We start from the raw sequence: 22,321 nt of genomic DNA, 5'->3' as shown, positions 1-22,321 counted from the left end.
CCCTACCGCGTCAGCACGACGCCGGCGTCGGGCCGGAAGGAAACCCAGGCGCGGTCGTTCCAGCTCAACGGATCCTCGGTGATGCGGGCCGCGTTCATGGTGCTGGCGCGCACCACCTGGCCGTCGTCCAGCCTGACATGATAGACGGTCATGTCGCCGAGATAGGCGATGTCGTAGACCTCGCCCTCGATGGCGTTGACGGCCTCGGCCGGCTTCTTCGACGACACCTTGATCTTTTCGGGCCTGATGGCGAAGGTGACGGCCGTCCCAGCCCCGGCGGTGCCGGCATTGTCGGTGCGGATGGTGATGCCGTTGCCGGCGTCTATGCTGGCGCTGCCCGCCTCGCCACGCGCGATCTTGCCCTCGAACATATTCACGTTGCCGACGAAGCCAGCGACGAAACGCGATCCCGGCGCCTCGTAAACTTCGGCCGGCGTTGCCACCTGCATCACCTCGCCCTTGTCGATGATGGCGATGCGATCGGCCATGGTCATCGCCTCTTCCTGGTCGTGGGTGACGACGACGAAGGTCAGGCCGAGATTCTGCTGCAGGTCCATCAGTTCGAACTGCGTCTCTTCGCGCAGCTTCTTGTCCAACGCGCCGAGCGGCTCGTCGAGCAGCAGCACCTTGGGCCGCTTGGCGACCGAGCGGGCGAGCGCGACGCGCTGGCGCTGGCCGCCGGACAGTTGATGCGGCTTGCGCTTGGCGAACTGCTCGAGCTTGACCAGCTTCAGCATCTCGGCGACGCGCGATGCGATTTCGGGCTTCGGCATGCCGTCCTGCTTGAGGCCGAAGGCGATGTTGTTCTCGACCGTCATATGCGGGAACAGCGCATAGGACTGGAACATCATGTTGACCGGCCGCCGGTAGGGCGGGATGCCGCGCAGATCCTGGCCATCGAGCAGAATGCGGCCGGCTGTCGGCTCCTCGAAGCCGGCGAGCATCCTGAGCAGCGTCGACTTTCCACAACCGGAAGCACCGAGCAGCGCGAAGAACTCGCGCTCGAAGATGGTCAGAGACAGATTGTTGACGGCGGTGAAGTCACCGAACTTCTTGGTGACGTTGTCGAACTGGATGTACGGCTTGGCGTTCGGGTCGTTCCACGGTGCAAAATCCCTGCGGATGCTGCCAAGCGATTTCATGTCCCACTCCGTCCTGATTTTCTTGCTTCTTGCCCCAGGTAAAAACGGTCCCGGCAGGTGACTGCCGGGACCGTGTCGGATTGCTTACTGGCCGGTGACGATCTTGGTCCAGGTGCGCGTGATGACGCGCTGTGTCTTGGGATCGTACGGCGAGACGGTGTAGAGCTTCTTTATGGTCTCGGCATCGGGATAAACCGAAGGATCCTCCAACAGTGCCTTGTCGACGAATTGCTGCGAAGCCTTGTTGCCGTTTGCGTAGAGCACGTAGTTCGACGACTTGGCGATAACTTCCGGCTTCATCATGTAGTTGATGAACTCGAGCGCCTCTGCGACATGCGGCGCGTCGGCAGGGATCGCCATCTGGTCGAACCACATCTGCGCACCCTCCTTCGGCACGGAATAGCCGATCTCGACGCCCTGCTTGGCCTCGACCGCGCGGTTGCGGGCCTGGAACACGTCACCCGACCAGCCGACGGCCAGGCAGATATCGCCGTTGGCGAGCGCGTTGATGTATTCGGAGGAATGGAACTTCCTGATATAAGGTCGGACCTTGAGCAAGGTCTCCTCGGCCTTGGCGATATCGTCGGGCGATGTGCTGTTCGGGTCGAGGCCGAGATATTTCAGTGCAGCCGGAATGATGTCGGCCGGCGAGTCCAGCACGTAGACGCCGCAGTCCTTCAGTTTGGCCAGGCTGTCGGGATTGAAGAAGACATCCCAGCTGTCGATCTTGTCGGTGCCGAGCGCCGCCTGCACCTTCTTGATGTTGTAGCCGATGCCAACCGTGCCCCACATGTAGTTGACCGAGTATTCGTTGCCGGGGTCGTACTTGGCCGTGCGTTCCGAAACCGTATCCCACATGTTGGAAATGTTGGGCAGCTTCGACTTGTCGAGCTTCTGGAACACGCCGGCCTGGATCTGGCGCGCAAGGAAATTGCCGCTGGGCACGACGACGTCATAGCCGCTGCCGCCGGCAAGCAGCTTGGTCTCAAGGATTTCGTTGGAATCGAAGGTATCATAGACGACCTTGATGCCGGTTTCCTTGGTGAAATCGTCGATGATCGAACTGTCGATGTAGTCCGACCAGTTGAAGACGTTGACGACACGATCTTCAGCGTGACCGCCGACGGTGAAAAATGTCAGGAATGCCGACGTTGCCGAAAGCCAGAGCGCTTTGCGGATCATGCTATTCTCCTTTGATGAGTGTTCCTTCACCGGCTCGTCGCGACATCAGCGCGACCGGCATTTTCTTCAGACTATTGAGCTTTCCAAGGGGCGACAAGCGCGAACTGCCGAGACCATGCAGGCGGTTCGATGAGATGGCTGGATGCCCCTGAGGCGGCCTGGGAGGCGTGCCAATACCGTCAGAGGCTTTCGCCATGGCGCGGGCAGAGATACGACGATATGGTCCGGTCCCGATCGGACCGGCTGGGAGACTTGGCAAGATACGCCTGTCTTGTTGTTGCCGTATTCCCAGCCTGCCCGTGCCGCAGCGACGTTGTCAATGGCAAAGCTGCAGGCCGCTTCAATTAGGTGACGGCACCCCGGTGACCCCTGCGCGTTCGGGCCTTGCCTGGCGCTTGAATTCGAGCCCGATATGGACGAGCAGCGCCGTGACCACAACCGCGCCGCCGATGATGGTGCGCCCCGACGGCACCTCGGAATGAATGAGCCAGACCCATATCGGGCCGAGGATCGGCTCGAACGTGCCGAGCAGCGCCGCGATGGCCGCCGGGATCAGTCGCGCGCCGGTGGCGAAGAAGGCCAGGCCGAGGCCGAGATTGACCACGCCGAAGGCAAACAGAAAGCCCATGTCACTGACAGATACGGCGAGGGTCGATGCCTGCGAGACGGCAAAGCCGGCCGCGAGCATGGTGCCGAGGCACGTCGCCGGCGTCATGCGCACGCCGGAGAACCGCCGGGTGATGACGGTGGCGACCGAAAACATGACCGCGATCAACAGCGCCAGCCCATCGCCTATGGGCGAGACGGCGCCATCGAGCGATTCCGACACCATGATGGCGACGCCGGTGATGACGGCGGCGATTGCCACCCAGGTCGCGACACCAACCCTTTCGCGAAACAATGCCCAGGCAAACAGCGCCGCCAGCAACGGCACGCCTGCCTGCATCAAAAGGATGTTAGCGACGGTGGTGTAGGCGAGCGCCACGACGAAGGCGGTCGATGCCGTGGCAAAGCAGATCCCGACGGCAAGGCCGGGCAACCCCATGTCACGGAACAGCTTCAGCATGCCACGCCAGCCGTCACGCCAAACCATGAAGCAGACCAGGAAGGCGGCCGCCCACACGGATCGCCAGAAAATGACCGTCCAGCTGTCACCGACAGTGATGAAGCGGGCGATGGCGCCGCCGAAACTCCACATCAGCGCCGACAGGAAGACCAAAAGCATGCCGACGCGCTCCTCGCGCGGCGAGACGGCTGGCGATGCGACGATCGGCGATGCGGTATCGATCATGGCTGCCACTGTCGGGCTCTTGTGGACGGGACGATGCGCAAGGGACGACAAAAAGATGCTCTGTTGGCGTAACGCAAAGGCGCAGGCCGGAACTGAGCCAGCGGCCGCCGACAATTGTGGCACCTTGCTCCATTTCAGAAGAACACGGCGTCACTGAAAATCGAAAGCACTCAGGCCCGTCACCATCTCGTCGAGGCCGAGCGGGCGCGTCACCGGCGGTTCTGCCCGCGCCAGGCAGCCGACGCGTTCGCAAAGCCGGCAAGCAGGCCCGACCGGCGTCGCCGCGACGGTGCCGGCCTTTGCGGTGATTGCCGCACCGGGCAATGCCGCGCCATAGACGATATCGTCACGAAAGCCGATGTCGCAACCGAGCAGCAGCGCGGTGCGGCGCGGGCGTTCCGAGAATGCGCCTTGCGGCCCTTCCAGCGTGCGGGCGATGCACAGGAACTCGGCGCCGTCGGGCATTTCCACTGCCTCGACGAAGACCTGGCCGGGCTGGGTGAAGGCGACATGCACGGGCAGCTTGGGACAGCCGCCGCCAAAGCGGCTTTGAGGAAAGCCCTGGCTGCCGGCCTTGCGGAAGCGGTTGCCGGCATTGTCGACCTCCAGCATGAAAAACGGCACGCCCGAGGCACCCTGCCGCTGCAGCATGGTCAGCCGGTTGGCCGCCTGTTCGAAGGAGACCCCGAAGCGCGAACGCAGGACATCGATGTCATAGCGGGCGCGCACGGCAGCCGCGTGAAAGGCCTGATAGGGCATCATCAGCGCATGCGCCGCATAACGGCCAAGTTCGAAGCGGGCCAGGCGGCGCGCCTCGTCGGTGCTCAGCTTGAGCGCCTGGATCTCGCCGGCGACCGCGACCGTCATGCGGATCAGGCAGGCCTCCATCGCGACTTCGCGCAACTGGTCGAACGGCGACAGGCGTTCGGACAGGAACAGGCGCTGCGAATGGCGATCATAACGGCGGCGCCAGTTCGGCATGGTCGCGACCGGCAGCACCTTGACCACGATGCCATATTCGCGCTTCAGCCAGGCCTTCAGCGCGCCGAACAGATCGTCGCCGGGATCGAGCACCGAGGTGAACGCCGCGGCCTCCTCCTCGAGGGCAGCAAAATGGTTCGGCCGGCGCTCGAAAATCTCGTGCACCTCGTCGATCGGCAGGCGGGCGCCGGAGAGCGCCGTCGCCCGACCCTCGCCTGCCAGCAATTCGTTGAGGTCGGACAGGCGCTCGGCCTGCTCGCGATAGGCGCGGAACAGCTTTATCACGGCCGCGGACGCATTGGGCGCCGCCTCGGCAAGCTCGATCAGTTCCTGATCACCCGGCAACTCGCCGACCAGCAGGGGATCGGTGAACACTTCCTTCAAGGCAGCGACAGATCCCCTCGCCTCGCCCTGCAGCTCGTGTGGATCGACCTTGTAGACGGAGGCCAGCCTGAGGATCAGCTGCACCGTCAGCGGCCGCTGGTTGCGCTCGATCAGATTGAGGTAGGACGGCGAAATGCCGAGACCCTCGGCCATCGCCGTCTGGGTCAGGCCCTTGGCGTTGCGAATGCGGCGGATGCGCGGCCCGGCGAAGATCTTCTGGTCAGCCATGGACTGTCCTTTACAGCAATTTACACGAATTCCTGGGCACGGGCCTTTTACAATAATGACAAATTTACAACGCACTTCTGTCAAACGCAACACAGGTTTTCTCTTATATCCTCTCAGTTTACCTGATTTTTGTGGCTGATTTCGCGCAGAAATGTAAATCCAGTCATACCCAACTACCCCCAAATGATTGACGCCTTGACACAGATCAGCAATTCCTCGGAGTGACCAATGACTGATTTTTACAACCTCGTCCCATCGGCGCCGGAAGGTCGCTTCGACGGTATCGAACGACCCTACTCGGCGGCGGATGTGAAGCGTCTGCGCGGTTCGGTGCAGATCCGCCAGAGCCTTGCCGAAATGGGCGCCAATCGGCTGTGGAAGCTCATCCACGAGGAGGACTTCGTCAACGCGCTCGGCGCCATGTCCGGCAATCAGGCGATGCAGCAGGTGCGCGCCGGGCTGAAGGCGATCTACCTGTCGGGCTGGCAGGTTGCCGCCGACGCCAACACGGCTGGCGCGATGTATCCGGATCAGTCGCTCTACCCGGCCAATGCGGCGCCTGAACTGGTCAAGCGCATCAACCGGACGCTGCAGCGCGCCGACCAGATCGAGACCTCCGAAGGCAATGGGCTTTCGGTCGAAACCTGGTTCGCGCCGATCGTTGCCGACGCCGAAGCTGGCTTCGGCGGGCCGCTCAACGCCTTCGAAATCATGAAGGCCTTCATCGAGGCGGGCGCCGCCGGCGTCCACTATGAGGACCAGTTGGCGTCGGAAAAGAAATGCGGCCATCTCGGCGGCAAGGTGCTGATCCCGACTGCGGCGCACATCCGCAACCTCAACGCCGCGCGCCTGGCGGCGGACGTGATGGGCACGCCGACCCTGGTCGTCGCGCGCACCGATGCGGAAGCCGCCAAGCTGCTCACCTCCGACATCGACGAGCGCGACCAGCCTTTCGTCGACCACGACGCCGGGCGCACGGTTGAGGGTTTCTATCATGTCAGGAACGGCATCGAGCCCTGCATTGCCCGCGCCATCGCCTATGCGCCTTACGCGGATCTGATCTGGTGCGAGACCTCGAAGCCGGACCTGGCACAGGCCAGGAAATTCGCCGACGGCGTGCGCAAGCATCATCCCGACAAGCTGCTCGCCTACAATTGCTCGCCGTCGTTCAACTGGAAGAAGAACCTCGACGACGCGACGATCGCCAAGTTCCAGAAGGAGCTCGGCGCCATGGGCTACAAGTTCCAGTTCATCACGCTCGCCGGCTTCCACCAGCTCAACTACGGCATGTTCGAACTGGCGCGCGGCTACAAGGCGCGGCAGATGGCGGCCTATTCCGAGTTGCAGGAAGCGGAGTTCGCGGCCGAGGCCGATGGCTACACCGCGACCAAGCATCAGCGCGAGGTCGGCACCGGCTATTTCGACGCCGTGTCGATGGCGATCACCGGCGGCCAGTCGTCGACCACCGCCATGCATGAATCGACGGAGCACGCGCAGTTCAAACCGGCCGCCGAATAGCGAACAGAAGAACTCAGAGGAAACGCCCGACAGGGCTTGGGACACAAGGAGAAAACCAATGGCATCGATAAGCCGCGTCAAGGAACGCGCCGAGGAACAGTCGACGACGATGAGCGTCGACCAGCAGGCGACGATCCGCATGCTGGCCAACGACCTGCACCGCCTCAACCAGTCGGTTATGAAGGCGGTCGAGGCGGGCGTCTCGGTGGAACTCGTGCGCTCGGCACGACATCACGGCGGCGACGGCAACTGGGGCGATCTGCTGATCCCGGTGATCGTCACGCAGCAGAGCCACGGCTGACTGAAATTCATGCAACCGACTCTTCACCTGCGCAGCCCCTGCGCAGGTGAATTTTCTTTTTATGAAATGCATGTGTGGACAGTCGAGTACAGTAGCGTTGCTTGAAATTCACTGTCCCGGCGATGATTTCGGGCACTTTTATTTCAACTTGACATAGGCTGCGATCTCACGCCAATTGCGCTCCGGATTCAACTCTGCATTGAAATAGGGGCGAGCTTCTTGGCTGACTTGTGTGCCCGGTGAATCGCGAAGGCGAGACTCCAAGACATCCGAATCTGGTGACCCGCGGCTCAACCACCGAGGCGATCCGTGATCCGTCGCAGGTGCTTGTCGTCGGCAGGTCGCCAATCAATCGCGTGGTGATTTCAAAGATCGTCGAGCGATCCGGGCTCAAGCCGATTTCGGAATCTCCCGACACGGCGGCAAGGATCTTGCGGTCACTCATTCCCGGCGCGGTTGTCCTTGACGGCGGCGCCGACAACAAGGACTGCGACAATCTGATGTCCAGCATCGACGCGTTGCGCCGCGCCTCGGGCAAATCGCTGCCACCGGTAATCCTGCTGTCAACCAAGAATGGCACCACGGAAAGCCTGGGCCTGCCTGGTGTCATCGACGTGGTGATCGCCAAGCCGATCACGCCCGAACGGTTGCAACCGGTGATCGATCGCCTGATCGGCCGCTGAGGCAATTGCGGGAAAGTGTGTAGCGGTTTTTCCGTCCGGAATCGAACCAGGTAAGGCCGGGCGACCACGGATCGCCCGGCGATCAGGGATCGATGATGCTTTCGATCAGTCCGGGCAGTTGTCCGAGATCGGATATCTGGCGGAACCTCGATTCGGTTACCGGCGCTTCGACATGCTCCAGCACCCAGGTCAGTTCATGCGGCACATGAACACCCCACCCGCCGGCCTCGATGGCAGGCACCACATCCGACTTCAGCGAGTTGCCGACCATCATGCTTTTCGCCGGACCATCGCCGTGGCGCTTGAAGAGCCTGCTATAGGTGGCAGCATTCTTGTCGCTGACGATCTCGACCGCGTCGAACAGATCGCCAAGGCCTGAGCCAGCCAGCTTGCGCTCCTGGTCGAAGAGGTCGCCCTTGGTGATCAGCACGAGGCGGAATGCGCCGGCAAGCTTTTCGACCGTCTCGCGGGCGTGCGGCAAGGCCTCGATCGGATGGCTCAGCATCTCGCGGCCGGCATCGAGAATCTCCGCTATGACCGAGCCCGGCACGCGGCCTTGCGTGACCTCGATCGCCGTCTCGATCATCGACAGGGTAAATCCCTTGATGCCGAAGCCATAGACAGCGAGGTTGCGCCTTTCGGCCTCCAGCAATCGTGCCGAGATGTGCTCCGCTTCGCCATGGTCGACGAGCATGGCGGCAAAGCGCTTTTCCGTCAGCCGGAAGAACTGCTCGTTCTGCCACAACGTGTCGTCGGCGTCGAAGCCGATCGTCGTCAGTTTGTCATTGCGCCGCATTGAACGCCTCGATTGGAATTGGGACGGCCGAAACTAAGCCGATTGGCGTGTTTTTCAACCGCACCGGGCAATGCCCGACGCGGCTCCCCTTCCCTTCCATAGGAGGGCACGGCTATACTCCACAATCCGCAACCCAATCTGGTGAATGATGCCGCCTGCAAAAAAGGAAGTCCGTCCGTCGAGCCGCGGAGGACGCGCCCGCACGCCTGCCTTCGTGAAAAATCAACGAGGCGTCAAGAACTGGAAGGAAGTCAGCGCCTGGCTGGAATGGCGCGGCATCGAGGACATCGAGTGCATCACGCCCGATCAGGCAGGCGTCGCGCGTGGCAAGATGATGCCATCGAAGAAATTCACCTCCAACACCTCGCTGGCGCTGCCGTCGGCAGTCTTCATGACGACGATATCCGGCGGCTACCCCGAGGATGGCAACGGCTTCCATTACCCGGAAGACGACGGCGACCTCAAACTGATGCCCGACCTGTCGACGCTGACGGTGGTGCCCTGGGAAGAAGACCCGACGGCCGCGGTCATCTGCGACCTCGTCCACCAGGACGGACGCTCGGTCGAGTTCACGCCGCGCAACGTGTTGAAGCGTGTGGTGGCCGCCTATGACAAGCTCGGCCTGAAGCCTGTGGTGGCGCCCGAGATCGAGTTCTACCTGGTGCGCAAGAATCCCGACCCGGACTATCCGCTGACCCCGCCGGTCGGCCGGTCGGGACGCGCGATCGGCGGCGGCGCCGGCTATTCGATCGCCGGCGTCAACGAATTCGACGAACTGATCGACGACATCTACCATTTCTCCGAAAGCCAGGGCCTGGAGATCGATACGCTGATCCACGAGGAAGGTGCCGGCCAGTTGGAGATCAATCTGCGCCATGGCGACCCGATCGAACTGGCCGACCAGGTGTTCATGTTCAAGCGCACCATTCGCGAGGCGGCGCTGAAGCACGAGATCTACGCCACCTTCATGGCCAAGCCGATCCAGGGGCAACCCGGCTCCGCCATGCACATCCATCAGTCGATCATCGACAAGAAGACCGGACAGAACATCTTTTCGGCCGCTGACGGCTCGGAAACCGACGATTTTTTCCACTTTATCGGCGGCATGCAGAAGCATGTGCCGAACGCGCTGGTGATGTTCGCGCCCTATGTCAATTCCTACCGCCGGCTGACACAGGCGGCGTCGGCGCCGGTCAACAACAAATGGGGCTATGACAACCGCACCACGGCGTTTCGCGTGCCGCGCTCGGATCCGGCGGCACGGCGCGTCGAAAACCGCATCCCGTCCTCCGATGCCAATCCCTATCTGGCGCTGGCGGCATCGCTTGCCTGCGGGCTGATCGGCATCACCAACAAGATCAAGGCCGAGCCCCCGGTCCTGACAACGGCCAATGCCGACGAGATCGACCTGCCGCGCGGTCTGCTCGAAGCCGTCGACCTGTTCGAGGGCGACGAGGAACTCTGCGCGCATCTGGGCAAGTCGTTCGCCGCGACCTATGCGGCGATCAAGCGCGCGGAATTCGAGACCTTCATGGAAGTGATCAGTCCGTGGGAGCGGGAGTATTTGTTGCTGAATGTGTAGGGGAGTGGGGGAGTGGGGCAGTAGGGGAGTAGGGGAGTAGGGGAGTAGGGACGGATGACCGAAAAAACAGGGTCCTACAAGGACTTGCTGGTTTGGGAGCAGGCGATGGATCTTGCGGTGGCGGTCTACGGTGCTACGAAATCCTGGCCCAAAGAAGAACTTTATGGACTGACCAGCCAAGTGCGGCGCTCTGCAACGTCGGTGCCGGCGAACATAGCCGAGGGGTATGGCAGGGAAATTCGAGGCTCCTATCTGCAGTTTCTCCGTATTGCCCAAGGATCATTGAAGGAACTGGAAACTCAGCTTCTGATTGCTGAACGTATTGGCATCGCGCCGAAAGCGACGTCCGGCCCATTGTTGGCGAGTACCGAAAGTGTGGGAAAGCTTCTTCGACTTCTCATCCGTAAACTTACAGCCGAATAGCCTCCCCTATTCCCCTATTCCCCTATTCCCCTATTCCCCTATTCCCCTGTTCCCCTGTTCCCCTACTCCCCTACTCCCCTACTCCCTGCGAGCATCATGCCCTACCAATCCCCGATCTCCCCCGGCCGTTCCTGGTATGAGGACACGGCCGGCCCGCGGCCTGAATACCCGGCGCTGGATGGCGACCGGACATGCGACGTCGTTGTCATCGGCGGCGGTTTTACCGGCCTGTCGGCGGCAGCGCATCTGGCCAAGGCGGGCGCCAATGTCGTTTTGATCGAGGCGTATCGCTTCGGTGATGGCGCCTCCGGGCGCAATGGTGGCCAACTTGGCACCGGCCAGCGCGCCTGGGCCGAGGACCTGGAAGCCGAGTACGGCTTGTCCCGCGCCAAGGCGCTGTTTGATCTTGCCGAAGAGGCGAAGGCGCATCTCCTCGAATTCACTGCCGCCAACCAGATCGATATCGACTATATGCCGGGCCAGCTCTCGGTGGCGCACAAGCCGCGCTATGTCGATGACTACAAGGCGCATGCCGAGATCATGGCGAGCCGTTTTTCCTACCCGCATATCTCGTTCATGGATGCCAGGGAGACGGCGGAGCGGCTGGGCTCGACCGCCTATTTCGGCGGCACGCGCGACACCGGCACAGGGCACATCCATCCGATGAAGCTGGTGATCGGCACGGCGCGGGTGGCAGCGCTTGCAGGCGCGCAGCTGTTCGAGGGGACTCAATCAACCGGCATCATTTCCAGTGGCGGCAAGGTCAAGGTTTCGACACCGAGAGGCACGGTGACGGCGCAGAAATGCCTGATCGCGGTCAACGCCTATGGCGGCACGCTCGAGCCGGTGAGTGCCGCGCACGTCATGCCGATCGGTTCGTTCATCGGCGCGACGGTGCCTCTGGATACGCACTCGGACGTGCTGCCGGGCGGCGAGGCGGTCGACGATTCCCGCTTCGTCGTGCGTTATTTCCGCAAATCGAAGGACGGACGGCTGCTGTTTGGCGGACGCGAGGTCTATGGCGTCAACGATCCCCGGGATATCCACATCCACATCCGCCGCCAGATCGCGGAACTCTATCCGGCGCTCGGGGATGTCGAGATCACGCATGGCTGGGGCGGCTATGTCGGCATCACGGTGCCAAGAAAGCCGTTCGTGCGCGAAGTGATGCCCAATGTGATCTCGGCCGGCGGCTATTCCGGCCACGGCGTCATGCTGTCGAACTACTTCGGTAAACTCTATGCCGAAACCGTTGCCGGCAACCGCGACCGGCTGAAGCTGATCGAGGATCTGAAAATCCCGCCTTTCCCTGGCGGCCGGCGTTTCCGTACGCCGCTGCTGTTCCTGGCGCTCAACTGGTTTGCGCTGCGCGACAGGATCTAGCCGGCCGGCCTGATGTAATATTGTAATATTTGTTGTAACATTTGTTGCCCGTGCGACGCATTGCGCAATTTCCCGCAAAGGCGCAGAATCCTCTATGTTGGCGTACTGATGCCACAATCGCAGGCGAAAGCTGCCGGTTCTGGGCGATTGTTCGGGGATTGTTGCGGGCCTGCCCGCGTTGTTTTTGGGACCGATGCGGATCAGACGCCGGACTTCCGGCACCGATCGAAAGAACGTCGGCCCGCTTATGGAGGTGGCAAGAGTGAGAGAGCCCTTCAGTTTCGGTACGCCGGAACGTCGGCGCTTTGCCATGCAGTTCGGATACGACATGCGGCCGTCCTTCTGGCAGGAAGTCCGTTCGAACTCGCATCTGGTGATCGCCGCGATCGGCACCGCCGCACTGCTTGGCGTCGCCGCCGTGGCGCTGTGGCTGGCGCTGCCGGCCAGCGACAGGCAAGCGGCAGCGAGCCCCGAACAGACCATTCCAACGGTTCCGGTGAAGACGACGAAAATAACCCCGGTTGGGGCCGCGGTCGCTGCGGCAGCCGTGCCGCAGGCGCGCAAGTCCGACGCAATTCCAACAACTGTGGCGGCCGCGCAAGACAACATTCCCGCACTCGCCGCCAATGACCCACGCTGGACCGGTTCCCAGCTGAAGGCCGCATCCGCGTCCGATTCGACTGCTCCCAGCCAGGTGGCGCACAAGGCACCCGACAAGCAAACGGCGGCATTCGCGCAGCCGGCAGCCGATACCGATGCCGCCACCGAACTTGCCAAGGTAGCCGCGCCCGGCGCAACCGCGGGCAACCATCCCGACGGCGCACAAACCGCCGCCATTCCCGAGGTGCAACCGCAAGTGCCGGCTCAAGAGCCAGCGGCAGAAGGTGATGACAGCCAGGCCAAGGCGAAGCCAAGGAAAGCCGCAGCCGCCGGAACAGGACGCATCCTGAGGGCCGTGACCATGCGAAGCGGCCCGAAGAAAAATGCCGCCGCCATCGGTACGGTGCCAGCCAAAACCTCGGTGCAGGTGATGAGCTGCAAGAAATGGTGCCAGATCACCTACAACGGCAAGACCGGCTGGATCTACAAGAGCTACATCAAGACCGGCGCCTGACGCCCGCCGCTCAACGACAGGTCCGTCTCCCTTTCCGATGCATGCCGTCGCTCCAAGATCGCTGTGCGCTTTTGGACGACATGCACCAGGCGTTCAGATGCAGCGGCCGCCGTCGACCTCCAGCGCCACGCCGGTGATGAAGGCGGCTTCGTCCGAGGCCAGCCAGAGTGCGGCGTTGGCGATGTCGAGCGGCGTCGAGAGCCGGCCGAGCGGGATCGATGCGCGGAACTTCTCGCGGATTTCGGGTGTGTCGGCGCCCATGAATTTCTCCAGCATGCCGGTCTCGCCGGCAACCGGGCAGAGGCAGTTGACGCGGATGTTCTTCGGCGCCAGTTCCACCGCCATCGATTTGGTGGCGGTGATCGCCCAGCCTTTCGACGCATTGTACCAGGTGAGGCCGGGGCGCGGCCGCAGACCCGCGGTGGAGGCCGTGGTCAGGATGACGCCGCCGCCCTGCCGCTCCATGATCGGCACCACGGCGAGTGCCGCGTGATAAATCGCCTTCATGTTGACGGCGGTTATCAGGTCGAAGGTCTCCTCGTCGACATTGAGCATGTCGCCGTTGCGATGGGTGTAGCCGGCATTGTTGACCATGATGTCGATGCGACCGAAGGCGCTTTTGGCGGCATAGATCATCTCGTCGAATTCGGAGCGCAGCGAGACATCGGTCTGGGTCCAGATCGCCGCTTCGCCGATCTCGCCGGCGACGCGCTCAGCGCCCCTGGCGTTGAGATCGGCGACAACGACCCTGGCACCCTCCTGCGCAAAGCGCCTGGCGATGCCCTCGCCAAAACCGGACGCAGCACCGGTGATGACGGCAACCTTGTTTTCCAGACGCATGTTTTTCCCGCTCATGATTGATGACGATCAACCGGCGCGCCGATAGCGCACATCCGCGCGAACCCGTGGCTTCTGGCCGGATTGCTCGAAAGATGTGCGGCCATCGCCGATTTCTCCTTTGGCTTTCGCGTCGATCCCGCTCTATGCTGCAACTGCGAAGGCTTCCGGTGCCGCGCCTGTCGACAAGCCTCCGGGTCATCGGACTGTCAAGGGGCAGGCGCATACACCCAGATGTGACACCATGGCACTGGAAAATTTAAATCGATTAGATTATATCAGCCGCGTCACAGCGACCGGCGTCAGAGCGGACAGACCATGACCAGCCAGATCATCCCCGTCGATCCTTTCGACTTCATCATTTTCGGCGGCACCGGCGATCTGTCGGAGCGCAAGCTTCTGCCGTCGCTCTATTATCGCCAGCGCGACCATCAGTTTTCGGAGCCGACACGCATCATCGGCACCTCGCGCTCGAAGATGAGCGACGAAGAATTCCAGGCCTTCGCCAAGCAGGCGATCTCGGACCACGTCAAACCGGCCGACATCGACGCCAAGGAACTGAAGACCTTTCTGGCGCGGCTGTCCTACGTCTCCGCCGATGCGACGAGCGGCGCCGGCTTCGACAAGCTCAAGAAGGCGATCGGCGACAGCGACCGCATCCGCGCCTTCTACCTGGCGGTGGCGCCGGCGCTGTTCGGCGACATCTCGCACAAGCTGAAAGAGCACAATCTGATCACGCCGAACTCGCGCATCGTGCTGGAAAAGCCGATCGGCCGCGATCTCGATTCGGCACGCAAGCTCAACGACCTGGTCGGCGACGACTTCCACGAAAGCCAGATCTTCCGCATCGACCATTATCTCGGCAAGGAGACGGTGCAGAACCTGATGGCGCTGCGCTTTGCCAACGCGCTCTACGAACCGTTGTGGAATTCAGCCCATATCGACCATGTCCAGATCACCGTGGCCGAGACCGTCGGCCTGGAGGACCGCGTCACCTATTACGACAAGGCCGGCGCGTTGCGCGACATGGTGCAGAACCATATGCTGCAGCTCTTGTGCCTCGTCGCCATGGAAGCGCCGTCGTCGATGGATGCCGACGCCGTGCGCGACGAAAAGCTGAAGGTGCTGCGGGCACTGAAGCGCATCAACGGCAACGAAGCGCCGAAGCACACCGTGCGCGGGCAGTATCGCGCCGGGGCTTCGGCCGGCGGACCGGTGAAAGGCTATGTCGAGGAACTCGGCAAGGACAGCAACACCGAGACCTTCGTCGCCATCAAGGCCGAGATCGGCAATTGGCGCTGGTCGGGCGTTCCGTTCTATCTGCGTACCGGCAAACGGCTGGCGACGCGGGTTTCGGAAATCGTCATCGAATTCAAGCCGATCCCGCATTCGATCTTCGGCGACAGCGCCGGACCGATCTTCGCCAACCAGCTTGTCATCCGGCTGCAGCCGGACGAAGGCGTCAAGCAGTTCATCATGATCAAGGATCCGGGCCCGGGCGGCATGCGGCTGCGCCAGATTTCGCTCGACATGAGTTTCGCGCAGTCCTTCGACGGCCGCGCACCGGACGCCTATGAGCGGCTGATCATGGACGTCATCCGTGGCAACCAGACCCTGTTCATGCGCCGTGACGAAGTCGAGGCGGCGTGGAAATGGATCGACCCGATCCAGAATGCCTGGGAAAGTGCCAGGCAGGAGGCGCAGGGCTACACGGCGGGCACCTGGGGCCCATCGGCCTCGATAGCGCTGATCGAACGTGACGGGCGGACATGGCACGAGAGCAATTGAACAGCGCCGCCTACAGCTGGAACGGCTTCAGCGGGCGCCAGGAACTGGCGGCAGCCCTGGCCGGCCATGTTGCAGGCAGACTGACCAAGGCGATCGCCGAGCGCGGCACGGGGTTGCTCGCCGTCTCCGGCGGCACCACGCCGGCAAAATTCTTCGCCGCCCTTTCAGCGATACCCATCGCCTGGGACAAGGTGATCGTGACGCTGGTCGACGAGCGTTTCGTGCCGGCCTCCTCGCCACGCTCCAATGCCGGGCTGGTGGCCGCCAATCTGTTGCAGAACGCGGCCAAGGCGGCTCGTTTCGTGCCGCTCTATCACGAAGCCACCAGCATCGAGGATGCGGCCTCGTCCGACGATGCAGCGCTCCGATCCTTGCCCTGGCCGCTCGATGTCGTCGTGCTCGGCATGGGGCCGGACGGCCACACCGCCTCGTTCTTTCCCGATGCCGCCGAACTGGCAACACTGCTCGACCCGTCTTCCGACAGGATCGTGCTGCCGGTTCATGCGGCAAGTGCGGGCGAGCCGCGGCTGACCCTGTCGCTGGCCCGCATCGTCGAAGCCGGCTTCATCGCGCTGCACATCGAGGGTGAGGACAAGCGTATCGCCTTCGACGGCGCGGTGGCGCCCGGGCCGCGAAAGCCAATCCGCGCCGTGCTCGACGCAGCGCAAAAGCCCGTAGAGGTTTTCTGGGCACCCTGATTCTCGATTTACACCGGGCCCGGCAAACGGCGGGAGGATGTTTCCGGGACCTCGCCTGAAAGGACCGATACCATGACCGCCAGACGCGACATCGAAGCCATCACCGAACGCATCCGCCAGCGCTCTAAGCCCGGCCGCGAGCGTTATCTCGGCCGCATCGCCGAGGCGTCGAACCGCGCCGCCAACCGGGCCGTTTTGTCGTGCGGCAACCTCGCTCACGGCTTTGCGGTGTGCAGCCCCTCGGAAAAGCTAGCGCTGGGCGCCGACAAGGTGCCGAACCTCGGCATCATCACCTCCTACAACGACATGCTGTCGGCGCATCAGCCGTTCGAGAGCTTCCCCGCGCTGATCAAGGATGCAGCCCGCGAAGCCGGCGGCATCGCCCAGGTGGCAGGCGGCGTGCCGGCGATGTGCGACGGCGTCACCCAGGGCCAGCCCGGCATGGAGCTGTCGCTGTTTTCGCGCGATGTCATCGCCATGGCCGCCGCGATCGGCCTGTCGCACAACATGTTCGACGCCGCCGTCTATCTCGGCGTCTGTGACAAGATCGTGCCGGGGCTGGTGATCGCCGCCCTCACCTTCGGCCATCTGCCGGCGGTGTTCATTCCGGCCGGACCGATGACATCAGGCCTGCCCAATGACGAAAAGGCCAAGGTCCGCCAGCTCTACGCCGAGGGCAAGGCCGGACGCGCCGAACTGCTGGAGGCCGAGTCCAAATCTTACCATGGACCGGGCACCTGCACCTTCTACGGCACGGCGAATTCCAACCAGATGCTGATGGAGATCATGGGCCTGCACACGCCGGGCGCGTCCTTCGTCAATCCAGGCACGCCGCTGCGCGAGGCTTTGACCCGCGAGGCGACCAAGCGGGCGCTGGCGATTACTGCGCTTGGCAACGCCTATACGCCCGTCGGGCGGATGATCGACGAGCGCTCGATCGTCAACGGCGTCGTCGGCCTGCATGCCACCGGCGGCTCGACCAATCACACCATCCACCTGATCGCCATGGCGGCGGCGGCCGGCATCGCCATCACATGGCAGGATATTTCCGACCTGTCGGAAGCGGTGCCGCTGCTGGCGCGGGTCTATCCGAACGGCCTCGCCGACGTGAACCATTTCCACGCCGCCGGCGGGCTCGGCTTCCTGATCCGCGAACTGCTCGACGAAGGCATCCTGCATGAGGATGTGCAGACGGTGTGGGGCGAAGGCCTGCGGCCCTATGCGGTCGAGGCAAAGCTCGGCGCCGACGGAGGCGTGGTGCGCGAAGCCTCGCCGCGGACAAGCGGCGACGAGAAGGTGCTGGCGCCTTTCAACAAGGCGTTCCAGGCGACCGGCGGCCTAAAGGTGCTGTCAGGCAATCTCGGCCACGCCGTCATCAAGACTTCCGCGGTGAAGCCGGAGCGGCGTGTCATCGAGGCGCCGGCCAGGGTCTTCGACAGCCAGCAAGGGCTGAACGATGCGTTCAAGGCAGGCACGCTGACCGGCGATTTCATCGCCGTCATCCGCTTCCAGGGGCCGAAGGCCAACGGCATGCCGGAACTGCACAAGCTGACCACCGTGCTCGGCATCCTGCAGGATCGCGGCCAGCGCGTGGCGCTGGTCACCGACGGGCGCATGTCGGGCGCCTCCGGCAAGGTGCCGGCGGCGATCCATGTCACACCGGAAGCGGTCGAGGAGGGTCCTATCGCCAGGATCCACGAAGGCGACATCATCCGGCTCGACGCCGATGCCGGCACGCTGGAAGTGCTGGTGCCGGCCGGCGATTTCGCGCTGCGCCGGACGGCGGATGCCGACCTCATCGGCAACGAGTTCGGTTTCGGCCGCGAGCTGTTTGCCGGCTTCCGGCAATTGGTCGGCCGCGCCGATCATGGCGCCAGCGCCTTCGGCACGGCCTGACGGCAGTTCTGCGCAACCCATGAAAAGGGGCGGCACTTGGCCGCCCTCTTGCGGTTGTGCATACGATTCTATTGCACGGTTAGCTCGGCTCGCTCGCCGGCCTTGACCGTCACGTTGCCTTCTTTCGAACTGTTGTCGGATTTCTCCGAGACGACGGCATAGTCGCCCGCCGGGATCGCTGCCTGGTACTTCTGGTCGAATGCATAGCCAAGCGACTTGCGGTTGCCGTTGATGTCCTTTTTGGCCTCGAAAATCTCGATCTTCGAGGCTCCCGGCGCGGTGATCGCCAGCACGCCGGCATTCATTGCGATTTTCAGATCCTGAAATTCGCCGACCTTGACGGTGAACGGCTGCTCGACAACGGCGAGATCAACCGTCGCAATCAAGACATAGTCATCGGCCGGCAGATCGAATTTGCTGTCGGGTCCGTAGGCATAGGTCACCTCGTCCCTGGTTCCATCGATCTTCTTTTTTGCCTTGAGCACCTTGAAGCCGATGCCTGAACCGTCCGCCTTGTCGCCGCCGGCAGCATAATAAGCATTGGCAACGACATGGCCGACACCGACAATCATGTCCTTTTCCACGGTCTTGCCGGCAGCCAGCGGAATCGTTTCGGTAGCCACGCCCTGGCCGATCGTGACCGTCACTTTCTCGTCGCCGGCCGGCAACACGGCTTTCGTGGTCCCATAGAAGGTGGCGGGCATGTCAGCACCCGGATAATCGATGACGATAGCCGCGCCATCGACGACATCTGCCCCCTCGCTCGGTCGCGGATGGATGATGAGCGTGCCGGCATTCAAGTTGAAGAGAGGCGCGTAGACTTGGCCCGCCTCGATCTTGACTTTCTGCTCGGTCTTGGCCTGGCCGTCGCTGGCCACGACGATATAGTCGCCCGGTTCCAGATTGGCCTTGTAGGCGCCGTATTCGGTACTGACGTAGTCGCCGCGCGTGCCGTCGGGTTTCGCCTTGTAGATCTCCCAGGCATTGCCGTCAGTGACGGGATCGCCGCCCTCGGCAAGCACCGCTATCGGCAGGAAATTGAAGTCCGGTTTGGCCGGCTCGGGCGCGGGTGCCGGCGCAGGTGCCGGAGCCGGTTCAGGAGCAGGTGCCGGCGCCGCCACGGTCTCGGCAAGCGCCTCCTGCAGCGCCTTCTCGTCGGAGGCCTGGATGTATTTGCCGCCGGTGTTGTCGGCGAGGCAGGCGATCTGCTTGCCCTCGTCGGCGGTCAGGCCGAAGCCGACGACATCGGCGGTGAAGTCGACGCCGGATGCCTCGAGCTCCTTGCCAAGCGCGCAGGGGTCGCCGCCGCATGTTTCGAGCCCGTCGGTGATAAGCACGACGGTCGCCTTGTCCTCGGTGTATTTCAGCGCCTCGGCCGCCTGTTTGACCGCCGCCGTCAGCGGCGTCTTGCCGAGGAATTTCAGGCTGTCGGCGGCGGCCGAAATGGCGCTGCCCGAACCTGCCTGCGGCGGCACGATCAGCTGGATGTCGTCGCAGCTGCCCTTCTCGCGATGGCCGTAGGCCATGAAGCCGATCTCGTCGTCGGTGGGGACCGATTGAAGCACGGTTCGAAGCGACTCGCGGGCGATTTCGAGCTTGGGCTTGCCGTCGATCTGCGCCCACATCGAGCCGGACGCATCGAGAATGATGATGACCTTGTTTGCGGCGAAGCCGAACGTCGTCATCGACAAAAGGAGGATCGCCGCAGCGACGCCCCGTGCAAGTCCCGCCATCGAAATCTCCTAAATCCGCCCCTGATCCGGGCGGCAAGCTATTTGACGCGGCGCCGGGACACAAGTCCGGGCGCCGGTGCGCAGGGCTGCGGACCCAGCTTAACAAAAGTCCTGACGACAGCCAGTTCGGCGGCGGCGGCAGCCTTTTCCCCGGTAATAGGAATTTTTTCTTGACACCATGACCTCAGCTAAGGTACATATTTGGCTATGGTGCTGATTTGCGCCGGTGACCCGCCGCAATAGGCGGGGTTTTTCGTTTGTTGCACCCGTCAGCCTACGCGCGGCGAAGGCTCCGAAAGAACCCATTAACCCGAATTCATGGCCTTGGCCCGATGCGCCGGGCCGAATGCCGAACTCTCAACGAAAACGAAAACCAGCTTAGTAAGTCGTGCGGCGTTCTTCCGAAGGCGGCCTGCCGAATTGCAGCCGGTAGCTCTGGGCGAAGTAGGAATGCGAGGTGAAGCCCGTCGCGATCGCCACGTCGAGGATCGGCATGTTGGTCTGGCGCAGCAGTTCGCGCGCCCGCTCCAGCCGCAATCGCATATAGTAACGGCCGGGCGTGACGCTGAGATGGCGCAGGAACAGGCGCTCGACCTGGCGCACCGAAAGGCCGGCGGATTTGGCCAGCTGTACCGCCGAAAGCGGCTCGTCGAGGTGGTCGGCCATCAGTTCGACGATGCGCCTGAGCTTCTCCGACTTGCCGGTCAGGTCGCGTTCGGGTCCGACGCGCTGACGGTCGCCGGCCGAGCGGATGCGTTCGTGCTGGAACTGGTTGGCGACGCCATTGGCCAGGTTCGAGCCGAAATCGCCGCGCACGATCTCCAGCATCAGGTCGATCGAAGTGGTGCCGCCGGCACAGGTGTAGCGCTTGCGATCGATCTCGAAGACGTTGCCGGTGCAGTTGATGTCGGGGAATCGCTCGACGAAGCCGGCACGGTTTTCCCAATGGATGGTGCAGCGATAGCCTTCGAGCTGGCCGGCCTCGGCCAGCAGGTAGGACCCGACCGACAGGGCACCCAGCGCATTGCCGCGCCGGCCCCAGCTTCGCAAAGCCGCCAGCACCTTGCTCTTGCCGGGGAATTCGGTCGTCAGCCCGACCGAGACGAAAAGGATATCGACCGGCGGCAGGTCGGCAACGGCGTAGTCGATCTTGAGCGGCAGGCCATTGGAAGCCATCACCGGATCGCCATCGGCCGACACCGTGGTCCAACCGTAGAAGTCGCGGCCAAGCAACCGGTTCGCCGACCGGAACGTATCGATCGCGGCAGCCAGCGAGAACATGGAGAACTTGTCTACCAGCAGGAATGCGAACTGCCGGCCGCCTTGAACGGGGTCAGTCATGACCGGCCGTTCTGAGGGAACACTGGGGTTCGGCAAAGCTGCAGCTTTCTGGCGGGTCAGAAGGACGGCCGTTTCAATCCGGCCGCAAGGTAGGCGGAGGCTAACGTATTGGCCATCAGCATGGCAATGGTCATGGGGCCGACACCGCCGGGCACCGGTGTGATGGCGCTGGCGGCCCTGGCCGCTTCGGCATAGGCGACATCGCCGACGAGGCGGGACTTGCCCTCGCCCTTTTCCGGCGCCGGGATGCGGTTGATGCCGACATCGATGACGGTGGCGCCTGGCTTCACCCAATCACCCCTGATCATCTCCGGCCTGCCGACGGCCGCGACAAGGATATCGGCGGTGCGGGCCAAGGCCGGCAGATCCCTGGTGCGGCTGTGGGCGATGGTGACGGTGCAGTTGGCGGCAAGCAGCAGGTTGGCCATCGGCTTGCCGACGATGTTGGAGCGGCCGACGACGACGGCGTTGAGGCCGGACAGGTCCTTGCCGCGCACCCGCTCGATCAGAAGCATCGAGCCGGCCGGCGTGCAAGGCACGAACGCTGTTTCGAGTTCACCGGTGCCGAGCTTGCCGACATTGATGAAGTGGAAGCCGTCGACATCCTTTTCCGGCGCGATGGTCTGGATGATCTTGCCGGCGTCAATGTGGGCCGGCAGAGGAAGCTGCACGAGGATGCCATTGATGGCCGGATCGGCGTTGAGGTCGCCGATGATCTTCAGCAATGCCTCTTCGGAGGTTTCGGCCGGCAGCGTATGCTGGACGGAATGAAAGCCGCATTCCTTGGCGGTGCGCGACTTGGACGCGACATAGACCTGGCTGGCCGGATCCTCGCCGACGATGACCACGGCAAGACCGGGCTTGGCCTTGCCCTTGGCGACAAGTTCAGCCGTCAGGGTCTTGACCGTCCCCACAACGTCCCCGGCAACGCTCTTGCCATCAATCACTTCAGCCATGGACCACCCTCAACACCAGAATGCCCAAGCGCGTCGCTTCCGGAAGCGACGCGCTTTTCGATCT

Annotated in this window: 19 protein-coding genes; 10 read left to right on the top strand and 9 right to left on the bottom strand. The window is 63.0% G+C overall.

The annotated features are described in order from the left end of the window. Positions 1–2 precede the first annotated feature (2 nt). The 4 genes from AC0NIL_RS12495 to AC0NIL_RS12480 form a co-directional block, all read right to left on the bottom strand. Positions 3–1,142, bottom strand: a complete 1,140-nt coding sequence (locus AC0NIL_RS12495; RefSeq protein WP_013530249.1) for an ABC transporter ATP-binding protein — start codon at positions 1,140–1,142, stop codon at positions 3–5. An 84-nt stretch (positions 1,143–1,226) separates the two neighbouring features. Further along, positions 1,227–2,324, bottom strand: coding sequence for a polyamine ABC transporter substrate-binding protein (locus AC0NIL_RS12490; RefSeq protein WP_013530248.1), 1,098 nt, complete (start codon positions 2,322–2,324; stop codon positions 1,227–1,229). A 340-nt stretch (positions 2,325–2,664) separates the two neighbouring features. After that, a complete protein-coding gene (locus tag AC0NIL_RS12485; protein WP_013530247.1) occupies positions 2,665–3,615 on the bottom strand; it encodes a DMT family transporter in 951 nt (316 codons plus the stop codon). Positions 3,616–3,765: 150 nt separating this feature from the next. Further along, positions 3,766–5,208, bottom strand: a complete 1,443-nt coding sequence (locus AC0NIL_RS12480) for a helix-turn-helix domain-containing protein (RefSeq protein ID WP_275953971.1) — start codon at positions 5,206–5,208, stop codon at positions 3,766–3,768. Positions 5,209–5,436: 228 nt separating this feature from the next. Here AC0NIL_RS12480 and aceA point away from each other — a divergent pair, with 228 nt between their 5' ends. The 3 genes from aceA to AC0NIL_RS12465 all read left to right on the top strand — a co-directional run bounded on the left by aceA (position 5,437) and on the right by AC0NIL_RS12465 (position 7,710). Next, a complete protein-coding gene (gene aceA / locus AC0NIL_RS12475; protein ID WP_275953972.1) occupies positions 5,437–6,726 on the top strand; it encodes an isocitrate lyase in 1,290 nt (429 codons plus the stop codon). Positions 6,727–6,784: 58 nt separating this feature from the next. Further along, positions 6,785–7,027 carry an SMc00767 family acetate metabolism repressor gene (locus AC0NIL_RS12470; RefSeq protein WP_006202762.1) on the top strand — a complete coding sequence of 81 codons (243 nt, stop codon included), beginning with the start codon at positions 6,785–6,787 and terminating at the stop codon, positions 7,025–7,027. Between the two features lie 278 nt (positions 7,028–7,305). Beyond that, complete coding sequence (locus AC0NIL_RS12465; RefSeq protein WP_245265430.1) at positions 7,306–7,710, top strand: ANTAR domain-containing protein; 405 nt, start codon at positions 7,306–7,308, stop codon at positions 7,708–7,710. A gap of 82 nt (positions 7,711–7,792) precedes the next feature. Here AC0NIL_RS12465 and AC0NIL_RS12460 read toward each other — a convergent pair whose 3' ends face one another. Further along, positions 7,793–8,506, bottom strand: coding sequence for an HAD family hydrolase (locus AC0NIL_RS12460; RefSeq protein WP_013530243.1), 714 nt, complete (start codon positions 8,504–8,506; stop codon positions 7,793–7,795). A 145-nt stretch (positions 8,507–8,651) separates the two neighbouring features. Between AC0NIL_RS12460 and AC0NIL_RS12455 the strand changes: the two genes are divergently transcribed. From AC0NIL_RS12455 to AC0NIL_RS12440, 4 genes are all read left to right on the top strand, one after another. Further along, on the top strand, positions 8,652–10,088 hold the full coding sequence (locus AC0NIL_RS12455; RefSeq protein WP_027035719.1) for a glutamine synthetase family protein: 1,437 nt from the start codon (positions 8,652–8,654) through the stop codon (positions 10,086–10,088). 54 nt (positions 10,089–10,142) lie between these two features. After that, positions 10,143–10,511: a four helix bundle protein gene (locus AC0NIL_RS12450; RefSeq protein ID WP_063170070.1), complete on the top strand. Its 369-nt coding sequence runs from the start codon at positions 10,143–10,145 to the stop codon at positions 10,509–10,511. A 96-nt stretch (positions 10,512–10,607) separates the two neighbouring features. Continuing rightward, positions 10,608–11,894, top strand: coding sequence for an NAD(P)/FAD-dependent oxidoreductase (locus tag AC0NIL_RS12445; RefSeq protein ID WP_275953973.1), 1,287 nt, complete (start codon positions 10,608–10,610; stop codon positions 11,892–11,894). 262 nt (positions 11,895–12,156) lie between these two features. Continuing rightward, positions 12,157–13,008, top strand: a complete 852-nt coding sequence (locus AC0NIL_RS12440) for an SH3 domain-containing protein (protein ID WP_275953974.1) — start codon at positions 12,157–12,159, stop codon at positions 13,006–13,008. Between the two features lie 93 nt (positions 13,009–13,101). Here the strand turns inward: AC0NIL_RS12440 and AC0NIL_RS12435 are convergent, their stop codons facing one another. Further along, entirely contained in the window at positions 13,102–13,848 is a 747-nt protein-coding gene (locus tag AC0NIL_RS12435; protein WP_027162287.1) for an SDR family oxidoreductase, read from the bottom strand. Between the two features lie 315 nt (positions 13,849–14,163). Between AC0NIL_RS12435 and zwf the strand changes: the two genes are divergently transcribed. The 3 genes from zwf (at position 14,164) to edd (ending at position 18,227) form a co-directional block, all read left to right on the top strand. Next, a complete protein-coding gene (zwf, locus tag AC0NIL_RS12430) occupies positions 14,164–15,633 on the top strand; it encodes a glucose-6-phosphate dehydrogenase (RefSeq protein WP_013530236.1) in 1,470 nt (489 codons plus the stop codon). Beyond that, the gene (pgl, locus tag AC0NIL_RS12425) at positions 15,615–16,331 is read left to right on the top strand and encodes a 6-phosphogluconolactonase (RefSeq protein WP_027162288.1); all 717 of its coding nucleotides are present in this window, start codon (positions 15,615–15,617) and stop codon (positions 16,329–16,331) included. The genes zwf and pgl overlap by 19 nt, the downstream gene beginning before the upstream one ends. A 72-nt stretch (positions 16,332–16,403) precedes the next feature. Further along, positions 16,404–18,227: a phosphogluconate dehydratase gene (gene edd / locus AC0NIL_RS12420; protein ID WP_473572415.1), complete on the top strand. Its 1,824-nt coding sequence runs from the start codon at positions 16,404–16,406 to the stop codon at positions 18,225–18,227. Positions 18,228–18,295: 68 nt separating this feature from the next. Here the strand turns inward: edd and AC0NIL_RS12415 are convergent, their stop codons facing one another. The 3 genes from AC0NIL_RS12415 to folD form a co-directional block, all read right to left on the bottom strand. Continuing rightward, positions 18,296–19,960, bottom strand: a complete 1,665-nt coding sequence (locus AC0NIL_RS12415) for a vWA domain-containing protein (protein ID WP_063172830.1) — start codon at positions 19,958–19,960, stop codon at positions 18,296–18,298. A 378-nt stretch (positions 19,961–20,338) separates the two neighbouring features. Continuing rightward, a complete protein-coding gene (locus tag AC0NIL_RS12410) occupies positions 20,339–21,301 on the bottom strand; it encodes a GlxA family transcriptional regulator (protein ID WP_013530232.1) in 963 nt (320 codons plus the stop codon). A gap of 56 nt (positions 21,302–21,357) precedes the next feature. Next, positions 21,358–22,257: a bifunctional methylenetetrahydrofolate dehydrogenase/methenyltetrahydrofolate cyclohydrolase FolD gene (folD, locus tag AC0NIL_RS12405; RefSeq protein ID WP_013530231.1), complete on the bottom strand. Its 900-nt coding sequence runs from the start codon at positions 22,255–22,257 to the stop codon at positions 21,358–21,360. Between the last annotated feature and the right edge of the window lie 64 nt (positions 22,258–22,321).

It is taken from the genome of Mesorhizobium sp. WSM1343 (genome assembly GCF_055901535.1).
Note: the sequence above shows the minus strand (reverse complement) of the source record. Positions and strands in the feature narration are given on the sequence as shown.

Excerpts from the sequence above, each read along its gene's own strand:
- AC0NIL_RS12410 (WP_013530232.1), bottom strand. The coding sequence starts at position 21,301 with ATGACTGACCCCGTTCAAGGCGGCCGGCAGTTCGCATTCCTGCTGGTA.
- AC0NIL_RS12450 (WP_063170070.1), top strand. The coding sequence starts at position 10,143 with ATGACCGAAAAAACAGGGTCCTACAAGGACTTGCTGGTTTGGGAGCAG.
- AC0NIL_RS12495 (WP_013530249.1), bottom strand. The coding sequence starts at position 1,142 with ATGAAATCGCTTGGCAGCATCCGCAGGGATTTTGCACCGTGGAACGAC.
- AC0NIL_RS12455 (WP_027035719.1), top strand. The coding sequence starts at position 8,652 with ATGATGCCGCCTGCAAAAAAGGAAGTCCGTCCGTCGAGCCGCGGAGGA.
- folD (WP_013530231.1), bottom strand. The coding sequence starts at position 22,257 with ATGGCTGAAGTGATTGATGGCAAGAGCGTTGCCGGGGACGTTGTGGGG.
- pgl (WP_027162288.1), top strand. The coding sequence starts at position 15,615 with ATGGCACGAGAGCAATTGAACAGCGCCGCCTACAGCTGGAACGGCTTC.
- edd (WP_473572415.1), top strand. The coding sequence starts at position 16,404 with ATGACCGCCAGACGCGACATCGAAGCCATCACCGAACGCATCCGCCAG.
- AC0NIL_RS12460 (WP_013530243.1), bottom strand. The coding sequence starts at position 8,506 with ATGCGGCGCAATGACAAACTGACGACGATCGGCTTCGACGCCGACGAC.
- zwf (WP_013530236.1), top strand. The coding sequence starts at position 14,164 with ATGACCAGCCAGATCATCCCCGTCGATCCTTTCGACTTCATCATTTTC.
- AC0NIL_RS12445 (WP_275953973.1), top strand. The coding sequence starts at position 10,608 with ATGCCCTACCAATCCCCGATCTCCCCCGGCCGTTCCTGGTATGAGGAC.
- AC0NIL_RS12415 (WP_063172830.1), bottom strand. The coding sequence starts at position 19,960 with ATGGCGGGACTTGCACGGGGCGTCGCTGCGGCGATCCTCCTTTTGTCG.
- AC0NIL_RS12485 (WP_013530247.1), bottom strand. The coding sequence starts at position 3,615 with ATGATCGATACCGCATCGCCGATCGTCGCATCGCCAGCCGTCTCGCCG.
- AC0NIL_RS12480 (WP_275953971.1), bottom strand. The coding sequence starts at position 5,208 with ATGGCTGACCAGAAGATCTTCGCCGGGCCGCGCATCCGCCGCATTCGC.
- AC0NIL_RS12490 (WP_013530248.1), bottom strand. The coding sequence starts at position 2,324 with ATGATCCGCAAAGCGCTCTGGCTTTCGGCAACGTCGGCATTCCTGACA.
- AC0NIL_RS12470 (WP_006202762.1), top strand. The coding sequence starts at position 6,785 with ATGGCATCGATAAGCCGCGTCAAGGAACGCGCCGAGGAACAGTCGACG.
- AC0NIL_RS12435 (WP_027162287.1), bottom strand. The coding sequence starts at position 13,848 with ATGCGTCTGGAAAACAAGGTTGCCGTCATCACCGGTGCTGCGTCCGGT.
- aceA (WP_275953972.1), top strand. The coding sequence starts at position 5,437 with ATGACTGATTTTTACAACCTCGTCCCATCGGCGCCGGAAGGTCGCTTC.